At 57.1% G+C, this 15,862-nt stretch carries 12 protein-coding genes; 6 read left to right on the forward strand and 6 right to left on the reverse strand.

Features of this window, described 5'->3' with window-relative positions:
- Positions 1 to 6: 6 nt before the first annotated feature.
- A complete protein-coding gene (locus P6287_RS08830) occupies positions 7 to 1,692 on the reverse strand; it encodes a ribulokinase (RefSeq protein ID WP_101764516.1) in 1,686 nt (561 codons plus the stop codon).
- 365 nt (positions 1,693 to 2,057) lie between these two features.
- Between P6287_RS08830 and P6287_RS08835 the strand changes: the two genes are divergently transcribed.
- The 5 genes from P6287_RS08835 (at position 2,058) to P6287_RS08855 (ending at position 7,843) form a co-directional block, all read left to right on the forward strand.
- A complete protein-coding gene (locus P6287_RS08835; RefSeq protein WP_101764515.1) occupies positions 2,058 to 3,041 on the forward strand; it encodes an arabinose ABC transporter substrate-binding protein in 984 nt (327 codons plus the stop codon).
- A gap of 174 nt (positions 3,042 to 3,215) precedes the next feature.
- The gene (araG, locus tag P6287_RS08840) at positions 3,216 to 4,736 is read left to right on the forward strand and encodes an L-arabinose ABC transporter ATP-binding protein AraG (protein WP_192411919.1); all 1,521 of its coding nucleotides are present in this window, start codon (positions 3,216 to 3,218) and stop codon (positions 4,734 to 4,736) included.
- A 17-nt stretch (positions 4,737 to 4,753) separates the two neighbouring features.
- Positions 4,754 to 5,740: an L-arabinose ABC transporter permease AraH gene (gene araH / locus P6287_RS08845; RefSeq protein ID WP_008110235.1), complete on the forward strand. Its 987-nt coding sequence runs from the start codon at positions 4,754 to 4,756 to the stop codon at positions 5,738 to 5,740.
- 67 nt (positions 5,741 to 5,807) lie between these two features.
- Positions 5,808 to 6,725, forward strand: coding sequence for an arabinose operon transcriptional regulator AraC (gene araC, locus P6287_RS08850; protein WP_101764513.1), 918 nt, complete (start codon positions 5,808 to 5,810; stop codon positions 6,723 to 6,725).
- 77 nt (positions 6,726 to 6,802) lie between these two features.
- A complete protein-coding gene (locus P6287_RS08855; protein WP_061720150.1) occupies positions 6,803 to 7,843 on the forward strand; it encodes an oxidoreductase in 1,041 nt (346 codons plus the stop codon).
- Positions 7,844 to 7,909: 66 nt separating this feature from the next.
- On the opposite strand, the gene add is transcribed toward P6287_RS08855, so the two are convergent.
- The 3 genes from add to malX all read right to left on the reverse strand — a co-directional run bounded on the left by add (position 7,910) and on the right by malX (position 11,791).
- Positions 7,910 to 8,908 carry an adenosine deaminase gene (add, locus tag P6287_RS08860; protein WP_277974805.1) on the reverse strand — a complete coding sequence of 333 codons (999 nt, stop codon included), beginning with the start codon at positions 8,906 to 8,908 and terminating at the stop codon, positions 7,910 to 7,912.
- A gap of 118 nt (positions 8,909 to 9,026) precedes the next feature.
- Complete coding sequence (locus tag P6287_RS08865) at positions 9,027 to 10,205, reverse strand: MalY/PatB family protein (protein WP_277974806.1); 1,179 nt, start codon at positions 10,203 to 10,205, stop codon at positions 9,027 to 9,029.
- Entirely contained in the window at positions 10,205 to 11,791 is a 1,587-nt protein-coding gene (malX, locus tag P6287_RS08870) for a maltose/glucose-specific PTS transporter subunit IIBC (RefSeq protein ID WP_110866061.1), read from the reverse strand. The genes P6287_RS08865 and malX overlap by 1 nt, the downstream gene beginning before the upstream one ends.
- Before the next feature lie 174 nt (positions 11,792 to 11,965).
- Between malX and malI the strand changes: the two genes are divergently transcribed.
- Positions 11,966 to 12,994, forward strand: a complete 1,029-nt coding sequence (gene malI / locus P6287_RS08875; protein ID WP_210081619.1) for a Mal regulon transcriptional regulator MalI — start codon at positions 11,966 to 11,968, stop codon at positions 12,992 to 12,994.
- A gap of 26 nt (positions 12,995 to 13,020) precedes the next feature.
- Here malI and P6287_RS08880 read toward each other — a convergent pair whose 3' ends face one another.
- Positions 13,021 to 14,520, reverse strand: a complete 1,500-nt coding sequence (locus P6287_RS08880) for a YdgA family protein (protein WP_277974807.1) — start codon at positions 14,518 to 14,520, stop codon at positions 13,021 to 13,023.
- A gap of 132 nt (positions 14,521 to 14,652) precedes the next feature.
- The gene (gene manA, locus P6287_RS08885) at positions 14,653 to 15,828 is read right to left on the reverse strand and encodes a mannose-6-phosphate isomerase (protein ID WP_277974808.1); all 1,176 of its coding nucleotides are present in this window, start codon (positions 15,826 to 15,828) and stop codon (positions 14,653 to 14,655) included.
- Positions 15,829 to 15,862 lie beyond the last annotated feature (34 nt).

Here is a 15,862-nt window from a genome sequence, read left to right on the forward strand (position 1 = left end):
TCTCCTTTACTGAGCGGATGCGGTGCGCGCGGCGTACTGCGGTTCAGCAGCCTGGCACCAGTTTTGATAACGTTGATAAAGTTGCTGATAAACCACCACGCGCGCGGCGTTGGGTTGCAGCGTCACATCAATCGGACTGGCCATTACCTGCTGGGCGGCAGGCACATTGGCATACACGCCCGCGGCCACGGCGGCAAAAATGGCCGCACCGAGCGCACAGCATTCGTCAGAGGCGACGATATCCAGCGGACGGTTCATGACGTCGCAGCACGCCTGCATGATGGCAGGGGATTTACGGGCGATGCCCCCGAGCGTCAGGATGCTCTGCACCGGAATCTGCTGCTGTTCGAAACACTCCATGATGGCGCGTGCGCCAAACGCGGTGGCGGCGATCAAGCCACCAAACAGCGCGGGCGCATCGGTGCCGAGATTGAGATCGGTGATCACACCTTTCAAGCGCTGATTGGCGTCTGGCGTACGGCGGCCGTTGAACCAGTCGAGCACCACCGGCAGATGATCGAGTTGCGGATTGGCCGCCCAGGCTTCGGTGAGGTTGCGGATCAGATCTTTTTGCAGCGCGGCTAACTGCGGTTGCAGCTCCGGATGGTGCTGCGCCGCCTGCTGCAGTGGCCAGCCAAGCAGGCGGCTGAACCAGGCATAAATATCGCCAAACGCTGACTGACCGGCTTCGCAGCCAATCGCGCCCGGCACCACGCTGCCATCCACCTGGCCGCAGATGCCTTTGATGGCGCGGTCGCCAACGGTGTCGCTGTCGGCAATCAGAATGTCGCAGGTTGAGGTGCCAATCACTTTTACCAGCGTGTAAGGCTGCGCACCGGCACCAACCGCGCCCATGTGGCAGTCAAACGCGCCACCCGAAAGAATCACCTGTTGCGATAAGCCGAGGCGCTGCGCCCATTCGCTGCTGAGCGTGCCCACCGGCACATCGGCGGTCCAGGTGTCTGCGAACAAGGGGGAATCAAGCTGCTCGACCAACAGAGGATCGAGCGCGCGGAAGAAGTCAGCCGGCGGCAAACCTTGCCACTCCGGATGCCACAGTGATTTGTGCCCGGCGGCACAGCGTCCACGACGCAGCTGCGCGGGTGCGGTAGTGCCGCTGAGGAGCGCGGGCACCCAATCGCACAGTTCCACCCAAGACACTGCCGCTTCACGTACCGCAGCATCGGCGCGTGACACGTGCAGTATCTTGGCCCAGAACCACTCCGACGAATAGACGCCGCCAATATAGCGGGTGTAGTCGTTGAAACGACCGCTACGACACAGCTGATTGATCTCTTCGGCTTCTTCAATCGCGGTGTGATCTTTCCACAGCACGAACATCGCGTTGGGGTTGGTGGCGAATTCCGGGCGCAGCGCCAGCACGTTGCCATCACGATCGATGGGCGCAGGCGTCGAGCCGGTGGAATCCACGCCAATCCCCACTACGGCGGCGCGCTGTTCAGGCGTTAAGGCGTTAACCACGGTGACAATCGCCTGTTCTAACGCATCGATATAGTCCTGCGGATGGTGACGAAAGCGGTTGGCGTGCGCATCGCAAAATTCGCCGTTGGCCCAGCGTGCATAGTTGACCACCGCTTTTTCCAGCTCTTTACCACTGTGACAGTCCACGGCCAGCGCACGCACCGAGTCACTGCCAAAATCCAGCCCAATTGTTATGGCGCCAGCACCCATTGGGATTCTCCTGTGTGAGTTATCTGGCTCTATCCTGGAATGGGGCAGCAGAAGCGGTTAGTCATCAGTCGCTGAGAATATGCACTTTTCTGCCATCGGCGGGGATGTGTGATCCACTGCAAAAGTTAACGACCGGTTAAATTTGCTGAATATATGGAGGATTTTGTCATCGTTTTGGGATGTGATACCGCTCTACATTTTTCCTGTCCATTCCCGCTACAACTAGCCCAGCGTTTGCGCAGTCTTTGTACAACCTTTGCGCTAACGCGCTGATTTTTAGCTGTACCCCACAGAATGGTTTAATTGGTAGCGTTTACACCGATTGGTTAATAACAGCCTAAAACAACATTATGCCGGAGAGCATCATGCATAAATTCACTAAAACGCTGGCGGCGCTAGGTCTCGCTGCGGTTATGTCACAATCCGCTATCGCCGAGACCATGAAACTCGGTTTCCTCGTTAAACAACCGGAGGAACCCTGGTTCCAGACCGAATGGAAATTCGCGGATAAAGCCGGCAAGGATCTCGGCTTTGAAGTGATCAAAATTGCCGTGCCCGACGGTGAGAAAACCCTCAACGCCATCGACAGCCTGGCCGCCAGCGGCGCGAAAGGCTTCGTCATCTGTACGCCAGATCCGAAACTCGGCTCCGCGATTGTCGCCAAAGCGCGCGGTTACGGTCTGAAAGTGATTGCCGTCGATGATCAGTTCGTGACCGCCAAAGGCAAGCCGATGGATACCGTGCCATTGGTGATGATGGCGGCAACCAAGATCGGCGAGCGTCAGGGGCAGGAACTGTATAAAGAGATGCAGAAACGCGGCTGGGATGTGAAAGAGACCGGCGTGATGGCCATCACCGCCAACGAACTCGACACCGCACGCCGTCGCACCAGCGGTTCGATGGACGCGCTGAAAGCCGCCGGTTTCCCGGAGAAGCAGATCTATCAGGTGCCAACCAAATCCAATGATATCCCAGGCGCCTTTGACGCCGGTAACTCGCTGCTGGTGCAGCATCCGGAAGTGAAACACTGGCTGATTCTCGGCATGAACGATAACACCGTGCTGGGCGGCGTTCGCGCCACCGAAGGCCAGGGCTTTAAAGCGCCCGATGTGATCGGTATCGGCATTAACGGTGTTGATGCGGTGAGTGAGCTGTCGAAAGGATCCGCCACCGGTTTCTACGGTTCGCTGCTGCCAAGCCCGGACGTGCACGGTTATAAGAGCAGCGAGATGCTCTACAACTGGGTGACCAAAGATCAGGAGCCGCCGAAGTTCACCGAGGTCACCGATGTGGTGCTGATTACCCGCGATAACTTCAAAGCCGAGCTGGATAAGAAAGGGCTGAAGTAATCACGTTGTTCGTTGTTTGAGCAGCACCATCTAAATGTTTAGCCAAAATGATTCGTGCTGTAACAAGGCGGCAAGTGCACTTATCCCCGGGAGCTTACTTTTGTAAGTGACCGGGGTAAGTTCACGCAGCCAACGCAGTTACAGTGCGAAGCATGAAGGCTTAGAGGAGTCACCATGAACATAGATCAAGCCTTTCTGTCGTTTCATGGCATCAGCAAAACCTTTCCCGGCGTGAAAGCGCTGCAGGACATCTCATTCAGCTGCCGTGCCGGCGAAGTGCACGCGCTGATGGGGGAGAACGGTGCCGGTAAATCAACGCTGTTGAAGATCCTCAGCGGTAGCTACCAGCCCAGCGGCGGCGAGATCCGCATTAAAGGCCAGCCGAAGAGTTTCAACACCACCGTGGATGCGCTGGATGCCGGCGTGGCGATCATTTACCAGGAACTGCATCTGGTGCCGGAAATGAGCGTGGCGGAAAATATCTATCTCGGCCAGCTGCCGCACAAGCGCGGTCTGGTGAATCGCAAACTGCTGCGCTATGAAGCCGGTTTGCAGCTGCAAAATCTTGGCATGGATATCGATCCGGACATGCCGCTGAAATATCTGTCGCTCGGCCAATGGCAGATGGTGGAGATCGCCAAAGCGCTGGCGCGTAACGCACGCATCATCGCTTTTGACGAACCGACCAGCTCGCTGTCGGCGCGCGAAATTGATCACTTGTTCCGCGTCATCCGTCAGCTACGCGAGCAGGGCCGCACCGTGTTGTACGTGTCGCATCGCATGGAGGAGATTTTTGCCCTGAGCGATGCCATCACCGTGTTTAAAGATGGCCGCTACGTGCGCACCTTCACCGACATGAAAAACACCCATCACGATGATTTGGTGCAGGCGATGGTGGGGCGCAATCTGGGGGATATTTATGGTTACGCGCCGCGTGAACTGGGCCCGGTGCGTCTGCAGCTGGACGCGGTGGAGGCAAAGGGCGTGCGCACGCCGATTTCGTTGACGGTGCGTGCCGGTGAAATCGTTGGCCTGTTTGGTTTAGTGGGCGCGGGACGCAGTGAACTGATGAAAGGGCTGTTCGGTGCCACTAAATTGCGCGGCGGCAGCGTGACGCTGGATGGCAAAAAGCTCAACATTCGCCAGCCGATCGACGCCATCCGCGCCGGCATCATGCTGTGCCCGGAAGATCGCAAATCTGAAGGCATCATTCCGGTGCATTCGGTGCGCGATAACATCAACATCAGCGCGCGTCGCCACAATCTCACCGCTGGTTGCCTGATCAAACCGAGCTGGGAAGCGAAAAACGCCGATATCCACATTCGTTCACTCAACATCAAAACGCCAGGCCCGCAGCAGCTGATCATGAATCTTTCCGGAGGCAACCAGCAGAAGGCGATTCTGGGCCGCTGGCTGTCGGAAGAGATGAACGTGATCCTGCTCGATGAGCCGACGCGCGGCATTGACGTCGGTGCCAAACACGAAATCTACAACCTGATTTATCAACTGGCGAAAAAGGGGATTGCGGTGCTGTTTGCCTCCAGCGATCTGCCGGAAGTGATGGGATTAGCCGACCGCATTCTGGTGATGCGTGAAGGTTCCATTGCCGGTGAACTGTCCCATGACACGGCCACAGAGCAGCTGACGCTGAGCCTGGCGATGCCGAAAACCACTCAAGCGGCCGCCGTGGCCTGATGTAAAGGAGAGTAATAATGGCTTCATCTACCACTTCCAACACGCCACCGGTGCAGCGCAACGGGCTGCAACTGGGGCGGATTTGGGACAACTTCGGCATGCTGGTGGTGTTCGCACTGCTGTTTATCGTGTGTGCCATTTTCGTGCCGAACTTTGGTTCTATCATCAACATGAAAGGGCTCGGGCTGGCGATGTCGATGTCCGGCATGGTGGCGTGCGGCATGCTGTTCTGCCTGGCTTCCGGCGACTTTGACCTGTCCGTGGCGTCGGTGATTGCCTGCGCCGGTGTGGTCACCGCGGTGGTGATCAACATGACCGAAAGCCTGTGGATTGGCGTGGCAGCGGGTTTGCTGCTCGGCATGGCCACCGGTTTTATCAACGGCTTCGTCATTGCGCGGCTGAAAATCAACGCCCTGATCACTACGCTGGCCACCATGCAGATTGTGCGCGGCCTGGCTTACATCTTCTCCGACGGCAAAGCGGTGGGGATTGAAGACGAGCGCTTCTTTACCCTCGGTTACGCCAACTGGCTCGGCGTGCCGGCACCGATTTGGCTCACCATCGCTACCATGGTGCTGTTCGGTTTCCTGCTGAACAAAACCACCTTTGGTCGCAACACGCTGGCGATTGGCGGCAATGAAGAAGCAGCGCGTCTGGCCGGCGTGCCGGTGGTACGCACGCGTATCATCATCTTCATCTTGTCCGGTTTAGTGTCGGCGGCGGCGGGCATCATCCTGGCGTCGCGCATGACCAGCGGCCAGCCCATGACCTCGCTCGGATACGAGCTGATTGTGATTTCAGCGTGTGTGCTGGGCGGCGTCTCGCTGAAAGGCGGCATTGGCAAAATTTCCTATGTGGTGGCGGGCGTGCTGATTCTGGGCACGGTTGAGAATGCGATGAATTTATTGAATATCTCGCCATTCTCACAGTATGTAGTGCGCGGTTTGATACTGTTAGCGGCGGTGATTTTTGACCGCTACAAACAGAAAAGTAAAGCCGCCTGATAACCCAGGCTGAGCGTGTCGGAAAGTGGGCACGCTCAGCGCCGCGAAACCGAAAAGTGAGGGCATTATGTACCATCGCGAACCCCCAAGTGAGCAGCAGAATCCCTTATTGCCGGGCTATGCGTTCAATGCCTGGCTGGTGGCAGGCTTAACGCCGATTAATGCCAATGACGCACTCGATTTCTTTATCGATCGTCCGCACGGCATGAAAGGCTACATCCTTAATCTGACCATTAAAGGTCAGGGGCGCGTGTTTGATGGCGAATCTGCCTTCGACTGCGAGCCGGGCGATCTGCTGCTGTTTCAACCGAAAACCCCGCACTATTACGGCCGCGCGCCAGACAGCCCGTGCTGGTTCCATCGCTGGGTCTATTTCCGCCCGCGCGCTTACTGGACCGATTGGTTGCAGTGGCAGGATGAGAGCCAGGGCGTGGGGCGCTTGCATTTGTCAGAAGCGCAGCGTGCCGAGTTTGATCGCCTGTTCGCCAGCATCGAGCAAACCCACAACTCCGGTCGTCGCTTCGCCGAAGAGCTGGCGATGAATCTGCTGGAGCGCTTGCTGCTGCGCGCGGTGGAAGAGGATCCGCGTAGCCATCAACAGATCCGCGATCCGCGCGTGATTGAAGCTTGCCAGTACGTCACCAATCATCTGGCGGGTGAAGTGAAGATTGAAGAAGTGGCGCGCCATGTTTGCCTGTCGCCGTCACGGCTGGCGCATCTGTTCCGCGAGCAAATGGGCATTAATCTGCTGCGCTGGCGCGAAGATCAGCGGGTGATCCGCGCCAAACTGCTGCTGCAAACCACTCAGGAACCGATCGCTTCCGTCGGGCGTGAAGTGGGCTACGATGACCAACTTTACTTCTCACGCGTGTTCCGCAAACGCGTTGGCGTCAGCCCCAGCGACTTCCGCCGCCGCAGCCAGGATGCGCAGGATGCTTTGGTGGCGCACGAGAGCTGGCAATCCGCACGGAGTGCTATTTCCTGAGTTTTCAGGTGATTCCGCCTTGTTCTTATAGATCGATTCGTCTTAAATCATTCTGGTAACGAACAAGAGGAATGAGAATGAGCGATAAATTACGTGTCGGCCTAATCGGCTACGGTTTTGCCAGCAAAACCTTTCATGCACCCTTGATCGCCGGTACGCCGGATGTTGAGCTGGCGGCGATCTCAAGCAGCGATGCCAGCAAAGTGCATGCTGACTGGCCGTCAGTGCAGGTGGTTTCTGATCCACAAGCGCTGCTGGACGACCCGACACTGCAACTGATTGTTATTCCGACCCCGAATGACACCCACTTCCCATTAGCCAAAGCGGCACTCAACGCCGGTAAACACGTGGTGGTCGATAAGCCGTTTACCGTGACGTTGTCACAAGCACGTGAGCTGGATGCGCTGGCCAAAGCCAAAGGTCTGCTGCTGTCGGTGTTCCATAACCGCCGTTGGGACAGCGATTTCCTGACGCTGAAATCCCTGCTGAACGACGGTACGCTGGGCGAAGTGCGTTACTTCGAATCCCACTTTGACCGTTTCCGTCCGGAAGTGCGTCAGCGCTGGCGTGAAATGAAAGGCGCAGGCAGCGGCATTTGGTTCGATCTCGGACCGCACGTGCTGGATCAAGCTTTGCAGCTGTTTGGCACGCCGGTCGCGATCAATGTCGATATGGCAGAGCTGCGTCCGGGCGCGCAAACCACCGATTACTTCCATGCGGTGTTGACCTATCCTACGCGTCGCGTGGTGCTGCATGCCAGCATGCTGGTGGCGGCGGAATCCGCGCGCTTTGTGGTGCACGGCACGCGCGGCAGCTACGTGAAATACGGGCTGGATCCGCAGGAAGATCGTCTGAAAGCGGGTGAACGTCCGCCGCAGGAAGATTGGGGCTACGACATGCGCAACGGCACGCTGACGCTGGCGGAAGGCGATGTGATGGTGGAGAAAGAGCTGCTGACCTTGCCAGGTAACTATCCGGCGTACTACGCAGGTATCCGTGATGCGATTGCGGGCACAGGTGCGAATCCGGTGCAGGCAGAAGAGGCGATTCAGGTGATGGAGTTGATCGAGCTGGGCTTGCAGTCCGCCGAGAAGCGTCAGACCCTGTCGTTGCGTTAATTCTGTTAAAAGATCGCCAGGAATGGCGACCCTACGATCTAAGGTGCGCGTTATGCGCACCTTTTTTTATCCCGCTACGCGCGCGCGCAGCGCGGCTTTCTCTGCATCACTCAGGAACGAGATGGTTACACCATTATCCTGTGCCTGACGCATCTCTTCTGCCGTCAATCCCGCTTGCGGTGCCGCCACTTCATACTCATGGGCCAGCTCAACGCCCTGAACCGCCGGGTCGTCGGTGTTAATGGTGGCGAGAATGCCGTGCTGCAGGAAGGTTTTCAGCGGATGGCTGCTCAGCGACGAAACGGTGCTGGTCTGAATATTCGAAGTGAGGCATGACTCAATCCCAATGCGCTGCTCAGCAAGGAAATCCATCAATGCACGGTCTTCAATCGCCTTCACGCCGTGACCAATACGCTCCGCGCCCAGCTCGCGAATCGCTTGCCAGATGCTTTCCGGGCCTGCGGCTTCACCGGCGTGAACGGTAATGCGGAAACCGGCGTCACGCGCACGATTAAAGTGGCTGAGGAATTCACTGCCTGGGAAGCCTAGCTCGTCACCGGCCAAATCGACGGCGGTGATGCCCTCGCGATGTGCCAGCAAAGCTTCCAGCTCGCGCAGGCAAGCTTCTTCACCAAAGGTGCGGCTCATAATGCCGGTTAGACGCACATCAACGCCGTATTGCTGAATGCCGGCGCGCACACCATCAATCACCGCCTCAACCACGCCGGCAATCGGCAGTTGATGCGTCATCGCCATGTAGCCCGGTGAGAAGCGCAGTTCCGCATAGTGAATGCCAGCGCGCGCCGCATCTTCGACGTTTTCCAGCGCGATACGACGACAGGCATCAAGATCGCCCAGCATTTTTACGCCCCAGTCGAGTTTCTGCAGGAAACTCACCAGATCCGGTTCATTAGCCGTGACCTGCACATGCGGACGCAATGCATCAAGCGTTTCAGCGGGCAGCGCAAGATTATGCTGACGACCTAAGTCGAGAATGGTTTGTGCGCGGATATTGCCATCAAGGTGGCGGTGGATGTCGGTAAGGGGGAGTTTGGGATCAATCATGGCGCACTCGCTTAAGTTTCATAAAGTGCAGAGGATTATAAAAACATCTTGCGCAACAGCGCCAGCGATTTGCGCAAACAGCAAAACGGATGCTGAATTAATCAGCATCCATGGCATTTTAGAACGATTTTAGCCCGGCAATCAGGCGATCCAGTCCATCATCCAGTTTGCTGCGCGGGCAACCGGCGTTGAGACGCAGATAACCGCGACTCGCCGCGCCGTAGGTCGAACCCGGCATGATCGCCACTTTGTGTTGATGAATCAGACGCTGTTGCAGCGCCTGTTCGTCAATGCCAAGCGGATTGAGATCGATCCACGCCAGGTAAGTCGCGGCAGGCAGTTGCCAGTTAAGCTGCGGAAAAGCCGTGTTCAGGCGCTGCGCGATATGCTGCATGTTGCCACGCAAATGGGCGCGCAGCGCATCCAGCCACGGCGCGCCCGCGCGATAAGCGGCGATGGTAGCGGCAAGCGGCATTACCGCTGGCGAGGATAAGCCATCCTGCTGCTTCAGCGCATGGAACCACGCCTGACGATCGCGCTCATCAGGGATTATGCCCCACGCGCCGGTCAGCGCCGGAATGTTGAAGCTCTTGGAGGCCGAGGTGAACAGCGCCCAGGCGGACTGCGCTACCTGGCTCCAGGGCGTATGCTGCGCATCACTCAGCACCATGTCCATATGAATTTCATCGCTAATCACCTTAACGCCATGCTTTTCGCACAGCGCCGCCATCTGGCGCAGCTCATCTTCGCGCCACACTTTGCCGCTAGGATTGTGCGGACTGCACAGCAGCATCACTTTACAGCGCGGACGCGCCAGCAAACTTTCCAGCTGCGTCATGTCGCACAGCCATTCGTTAGCGTGGCGCTGCAGCGGCAGCTCCAGCACGCGACGCTGATTGCCATTGATGGTGTTATAAAACGCATCGTAAGCGGGGGTGTGAATCAGCACTTCATCATCCGGCTGCGTCCAGTGGCGCAACAGCTGTGCCACCATATAAATCACCGACGGGCCATAAACCAGCGATTCTGCCGCCACTTCGGTAGCGAAACGGCTGCGCATCCAATGTTGAATGGCAGAAAGAAAATCATCATGCTGCCAGCGGCTGTAGCCAAACACACCGTGTGCGAGGCGCTGTTGCAGCGCCTCGAGGATGCATGGCGCGGTGGCGAAATCCATATCGGAGATAGTGAAGGGCAGCAAGTCCGCCACGCCGAAACGATCGGCCACGAAATCCCACTGCGTACACCAGCTACCGCGGCGATCCACCACCTGATTGAAAGTGAAATCCTGCATCATTACACCGTCGCGCTCATCAAGTGTGCCATCTCATCTTTGACCGACTGCACCTGCGGGCCCATCACCACTTGCAGATTGGTCGCATTTACATGCACCACGCCAATCGCACCGTTGGCTTTCAGCGTTGCATCATCCACCTTGCTCATATCGACCACGGTAATGCGCAGACGCGTCAGGCAGTTATCCAGTGAGGCGATGTTTTCCACGCCGCCCAGCGCCGACAGAATCGCTGGCGTATTAAAGCCAGATTTACCCACAGCCGCGCGATTAACCTGCTGCGCCACGCTGTTGGTTTCCACTTCGCGGCCTGGCGTTTTGATGTTGAAGTGACTGATAGCAAAGCGGAAGATGGCGTAATAACCCACGAACCACACCGCAGCAATCACCGGCACCCAATACCATTTGGTGGAGAGGCCGTGCAGCACGCCGAAGACGAAGAAGTCGATCACGTTGCCGTCGGTATTACCGATAGTCACGCCCAGCATCGCCATTACGGTGAAGCCCAAGCCGGTCAACAGCGCGTGGATCAAATACAGCACCGGCGCGACGAACAGGAACAGGAACTCCAGCGGTTCAGTGGTACCGCCCACCACGCAAGCCACCACGCCGGAAATCAGCAGGCCTTTAATTTTATGACGGTTTTCCGGACGGGCGCAGTGATACATCGCCAATGCCGCACCCGGCAAACCCCCGAGGAAGGCTGGCATTTTACCCTGCGACAGGAAGCGCGTGGCGCTCTCGGCGAAGCCGTGGGTATCCGCACAGGCCAATTGCGCCTGGAAGATAGTTAACGCACCGCTAACACTTTTACCGCACACATCCATGGTGCCGCCCGCATCGGTAAAGCGGATGATTGCCACCAGAATGTGTTGCAAGCCAAAAGGTAAAAGCAGACGTTCGCCAGTACCGAAGATCATCGGACCAAATTCACCGGCGCTGTTAATCACCCAGCCGAGGCCGGTAATCGCGCGTGCAAAGAATGGCCAAATCAGCGGAACCACCAGGCCCAGCACGCCCATCGCCATCGCCGTAACGATCGGCACAAAACGCGTCCCACCGAAAAACGCCAGCGCATCTGGCAGGCGAATGTTGTGGAAGCGCTCATGTAACCAGAACACCACGATACCGACGATCACCGCGCCGAGAATACCGGTGTCGATGGACTGAATGCCGAGAATGTTTTGTACGTTATTGGCTTTCAGCACCGCCGCATCGGTGGTTGGCAGAATGCCGTTGATGTTGAGCCAGAAGTTGATACTCAGGTTCAGTACCGCGTAGCCAACAAAACCGGCAAAGGCGGCGACGCCTTTATTCTCGCGCGCCATACCCAGCGGAATGGCAATGGCAAACATCACCGGCAGATAGCTAAAGGCAAAAGAGCCGATCTTCGCCAGCCAGATAAACAGGTATTGCAGGAAAGGCTGATCGAGAAGAGGAATTAGCGTCAGGACGTCATGACTGCTGAGGGAACTGCCAATTCCTAACAGAATGCCGCAGAACGAGAGCAGGGCGACGGGCAACATAAAGGTTTTACCCAGACTTTGGAAAAACTCCCAAAGTGACATTTTGGGGCGGCTGGCGGACATAGATTCTCCTGGCAATAAAAGTAAAAGGCTTCAATGTGGTCAAGGATGATAAAACGTTTTACCACTTATTTTTGTGGCTATAATCACAAAGAGTGACTAATTGCAGGCTTTATTTTTGGTGCAATCAGTGTAACGTTTTATCTCTTTGAATTTGGACGTCGGTAACGGAACACTATGTCCCAGCAGAAAACCACTATTCATGATGTGGCGTTGGTCGCCGGGGTGTCGGTCTCTACCGTGTCGTTGGTGCTCTCCGGCAAAGGGCGCATCTCGCCCGCTACGGCCATACGCGTTAATCAGGCGATTGAGCAGCTTGGCTACGTGCGTAATCGCTCAGCCTCGATTTTGCGCGGCGGCGAAAGCGGCGTGATCGGCCTGATCGTGCGCGATCTCAGCCAGCCCTTTTATGCCGCGATGACGGCCGGACTCAGTGAAGTGCTGGAGCAGCAGGGCAAAGTGCTGGTGCTGACACAAAGCGGTCAGCACGGACAACACCTTAAACGCTGTTTTGACACGCTGGTGGCGCAGGGCGCAGAAGGCATTGTGCTTGGCGGCGCGGCGGCGCAAGCAGAAACGCTAGTGCCGCAGGCGCAGGAGCAAAACATCGCGTTGGTTTGCGCTTCGCGCGCCAGCAGCCTCGACAATGTCGACTCACTGCGGCCCGATAACAGCCAGGCGGCGCGCATGGCAACGGAGTATCTGATTCGGCAGGGACATCAGCGCATCGCCTGGATGGGCGGTTTGGGATCGTCACTGACGCGCGCCGAGCGGATTGGCGGCTATTGCGCCACTTTGCTGCAATATGGCCTATCGTTCCGGTCCGACTGGATTATCGAGTGCGACGATCGCCAGCAAAGCGTGTCCGCGTTAACGCTGCAGTTGTTGCGTCAACATCCCGGCATCACCGCGATTCTGGCGCATAACGGCAGCACCGCGCTCGGCTGCTATTTTGGCGCGTTACGCTGTGGGCGAACCTTTGGTGAAGGCGCGGTGGATAGCTACTACACGCAGCAGCTGGCGCTGGTGGGCTTTAATGACGATCCGCAGCGGGAGCTGCACGATCCCACCATGACCTTTGTCAGTAGTGAAGCGCGTGATGTAGGAAGAAGGGCGGCGGAGCGGATGTTGCGGCGGCTGGCGCAGCCGGAAGCGGAGATTCAGAGTTTGATTGTGCCGCCGCAGCTAATGCGCGGCGAAGTGTAAGGGCGGCCAGTTGGCCGCCCCATGAATTACTCTGGCATACCTTCGCTGGTTGGTGCGCCCAGCATATAGCGTGACAGAAACTGCTCCAGCGTCATCTTGTCGCCATTCATGGTGACCTGGCCGTTACCGTATTGCAGGCTGGTGACGATGTTGTCATCCTGCTGCTGCGTCAGGCGGAACATCTGGCCCATCGCTGCTAGACCCTTAACCTGCTGATCCGCTAGCTTCTGCGCATCGTCACCCTGATAACCTTCCGCCAAACCGACATGACGCATGGTTTCTGTTGCCATTGGCATATTGATCGCCAGCTTGCCGTCGAGGGTTTTCAGCACGCGATCCACTGCAGCGCCCAAACTCTGAGCTTCGCCGCTCACGGTGGCCGGATCGTTAAAGCCCACGTTCAGGTTAAATGTGCTTTCCCCTTTTTCATTTTTCCAGCTCAGCGGCGCGATGCTCAGCGTTGGCGAGCCTTTCAACAGCGTTGGCAGGTTATTACGCAGAATGGTTTGCACGCTGGCCTGATAGCGAATCGGATCTTCCGCCACGCCCGGCTGGTTAAGCAGATCCTGCATCTGCGCGTTGTAAGTATCGGAGAAGGCTTTCACCGCCTGCGCATCAAACTGCGCAAACTTCATCGCCAGCTTAGCTTCACCAAACGGCTGCTTCTGCAGGGTAATTTTGTCAACATCGACATCCAGCTGGCCACCAATCTTGCCTTCTTTATTGTCGAAGGACGAGGTGGTTTTCAGCTTCTCCAGCGACAAACCTTCCTGGCCGTTGATGCTGGCATCCAGTTTATCCAGAGAGATCGACTGATCGCCGACGCGCACGCCTTCCGGGCTGAGATGGGTATCGCCGCTCAGTTTCAGGCCATTCAGCGTAAACAGCACCGGCAGTTCGACCTGGTTTTTGCTGGTGACCGCGATGCTGGAGAAGTCGCCGTCGAGGCTGACTTTGTCACCTTTGCTGTCGGCGCTGATGTTGAGCGTGCCGCCATTGGTGGCCAGACGATCGCCGGTCTGCGGATTGTTATAATCCACCGCCAGCAGGTTGAGATCGGTATTGGTCGCACCGCTGTAGCCGACGCGGGTATCAGCGTTGACCAGCGATTTGCCGTTGGTCAGTTCAAACAGTTTCTTCACCGCATCGGTGTTTTCCAGTTCGGTATGCACGGACGCCATACTTGGGATCAGGCTGCCGCGCTTCAACTGGGCGAACGGGAAAGGGCCATGATCGATCGTTTCGTTCAGCACGATACTTTGACCAGGCTTCAACAGCGGATTGTCATTGGTTTGCGAGCTGGCCTGCACCACCAATTTGGTTTTGCTGCTAAACACGCCACGCTGATAATCCTGATAGCTCAGCGTCAAACGGCTGTTCGGCGCGTAAGCATTCAGCTGCGCGTTGGCGTTCTGCAACATCTCATCCATATGGCTTTCCAGTTGTTTACCGGTAAACCATGCAGCACCAGTCCAAATCACGCCGAGCGCCACAATCACACCTACGGCAACCTGGGTCTTTTTCATCGCTGTGTCGTCCTTATCCTTGCGTCCGCACGCCGCTGATCGGTGCGCGACGGGTGAAGAAAAACGCCCGCAGGCGTTTTAAATTAATAGTTTAAAAGAATAGCAGTTAATGCTGGCAGCGTCAGCCGGATCTCAGTTGAGCGTATTAAACACGCGCGCCAGACGTCCGGTGCCTGCCGCGTTGACCGGCGACTCATTGGCAGCGACAAAGCAGGATTCACCCGGCTTCAGCACCAGCTGTTGCCCGGACTTCTCAATTATCGCCTGACCTTCAATGCAGAACAGCAGAGCAGCGCTGTTTTGTGCCAGCGTTTGCGGCGCAGCGGAAAGCCCATGAATGGCAAAGGCAAAGTCTTCAACCGGGATCGGGAAGTTCAGGGTTTCGCCGTCGCGCTGCGGCTGCGTCAGCAGCGTCGCGGCCGGTTTTGCCTGAAACTTCAGGTTAGCCAGCAGTTCAGGGATATCGATGAACTTCGGCGTCAGACCGGCGCGCAGCACGTTATCGGAGTTCGCCATCACTTCCAGCGCCACGCCTTTCAGATAGGCGTGCGGCGTTTCGGCAAACAGGAACATCGCTTCACCCGGCTGCAGGGTAATAACATTGAGCAGCAGCGGCGAAAACAGACCGCTGTCATCCGGATAATCGATGGCGATAGATTTGATGGTCTGCCACGGCTCGCCTTCACCCGCATTTAGCGCCGATTTCAGTACGCCGATGGCGCGCGATTTGGCCTCGTCTTGCAGCGACAGCAGCGTGGCGAACAGTTTTGCCAGATTGGCTTCGTTAGCGTTTTCGAGGAAGTGAGCGATTTGCGGATGCGCACCGGCCACCGGCTCCAGCAGCGAGACAATCTCATGCAGCTCACGGAAACCGTTCATCGCCTGGAAGGGTGTCAGCGCATACACCAGCTCGGGCTTGTGATTAGCATCTTTATAGTTACGTTCGGCAGCGCTCAGCGGAATGCCCGCGGCATTTTCACGCGCAAAACCCTGTTCGGCAGCGGCTTTGCTGGGGTGCACCTGAATCGACAGCGGCTGATCGGCGCACAGCACTTTAAACAGGAACGGCAGCTCGCCGAAACGTTCAGCCACCGCTTTGCCGAGCATGGCGACTTTGTCGGCATCAATTACCTCACGCAGCGAACGCACTTCGCCGTTGACCTCAACGGTAGACGGGCTTTTCGGGTGCGCGCCCATCCACAGTTCCGCCATCGGCAAACCTTGTGGATTTTCGATGCCATAGAGTTCGGTCAGCGCAGTTTTGCTGCCCCAGGCGTAATTTTGCAGCGAATTGTTCAATTTTTGCATCGTTTACCCTTAATAACCGTAAGTAAATAGGCTT

Origin of the sequence: Pantoea sp. X85 (assembly GCF_029623675.1) — a bacterium.
Taxonomy (GTDB): domain Bacteria; phylum Pseudomonadota; class Gammaproteobacteria; order Enterobacterales; family Enterobacteriaceae; genus Pantoea; species Pantoea leporis.

What these genes read in the sequence shown, in the direction of transcription:
- P6287_RS08830 (WP_101764516.1), bottom strand. Translation starts at nt 1,692, where the DNA reads ATGGGTGCTGGCGCCATAACAATTGGGCTGGATTTTGGCAGTGACTCG.
- P6287_RS08835 (WP_101764515.1), top strand. Translation starts at nt 2,058, where the DNA reads ATGCATAAATTCACTAAAACGCTGGCGGCGCTAGGTCTCGCTGCGGTT.
- araG (WP_192411919.1), top strand. Translation starts at nt 3,216, where the DNA reads ATGAACATAGATCAAGCCTTTCTGTCGTTTCATGGCATCAGCAAAACC.
- araH (WP_008110235.1), top strand. Translation starts at nt 4,754, where the DNA reads ATGGCTTCATCTACCACTTCCAACACGCCACCGGTGCAGCGCAACGGG.
- araC (WP_101764513.1), top strand. Translation starts at nt 5,808, where the DNA reads ATGTACCATCGCGAACCCCCAAGTGAGCAGCAGAATCCCTTATTGCCG.
- P6287_RS08855 (WP_061720150.1), top strand. Translation starts at nt 6,803, where the DNA reads ATGAGCGATAAATTACGTGTCGGCCTAATCGGCTACGGTTTTGCCAGC.
- add (WP_277974805.1), bottom strand. Translation starts at nt 8,908, where the DNA reads ATGATTGATCCCAAACTCCCCCTTACCGACATCCACCGCCACCTTGAT.
- P6287_RS08865 (WP_277974806.1), bottom strand. Translation starts at nt 10,205, where the DNA reads ATGATGCAGGATTTCACTTTCAATCAGGTGGTGGATCGCCGCGGTAGC.
- malX (WP_110866061.1), bottom strand. Translation starts at nt 11,791, where the DNA reads ATGTCCGCCAGCCGCCCCAAAATGTCACTTTGGGAGTTTTTCCAAAGT.
- malI (WP_210081619.1), top strand. Translation starts at nt 11,966, where the DNA reads ATGTCCCAGCAGAAAACCACTATTCATGATGTGGCGTTGGTCGCCGGG.
- P6287_RS08880 (WP_277974807.1), bottom strand. Translation starts at nt 14,520, where the DNA reads ATGAAAAAGACCCAGGTTGCCGTAGGTGTGATTGTGGCGCTCGGCGTG.
- manA (WP_277974808.1), bottom strand. Translation starts at nt 15,828, where the DNA reads ATGCAAAAATTGAACAATTCGCTGCAAAATTACGCCTGGGGCAGCAAA.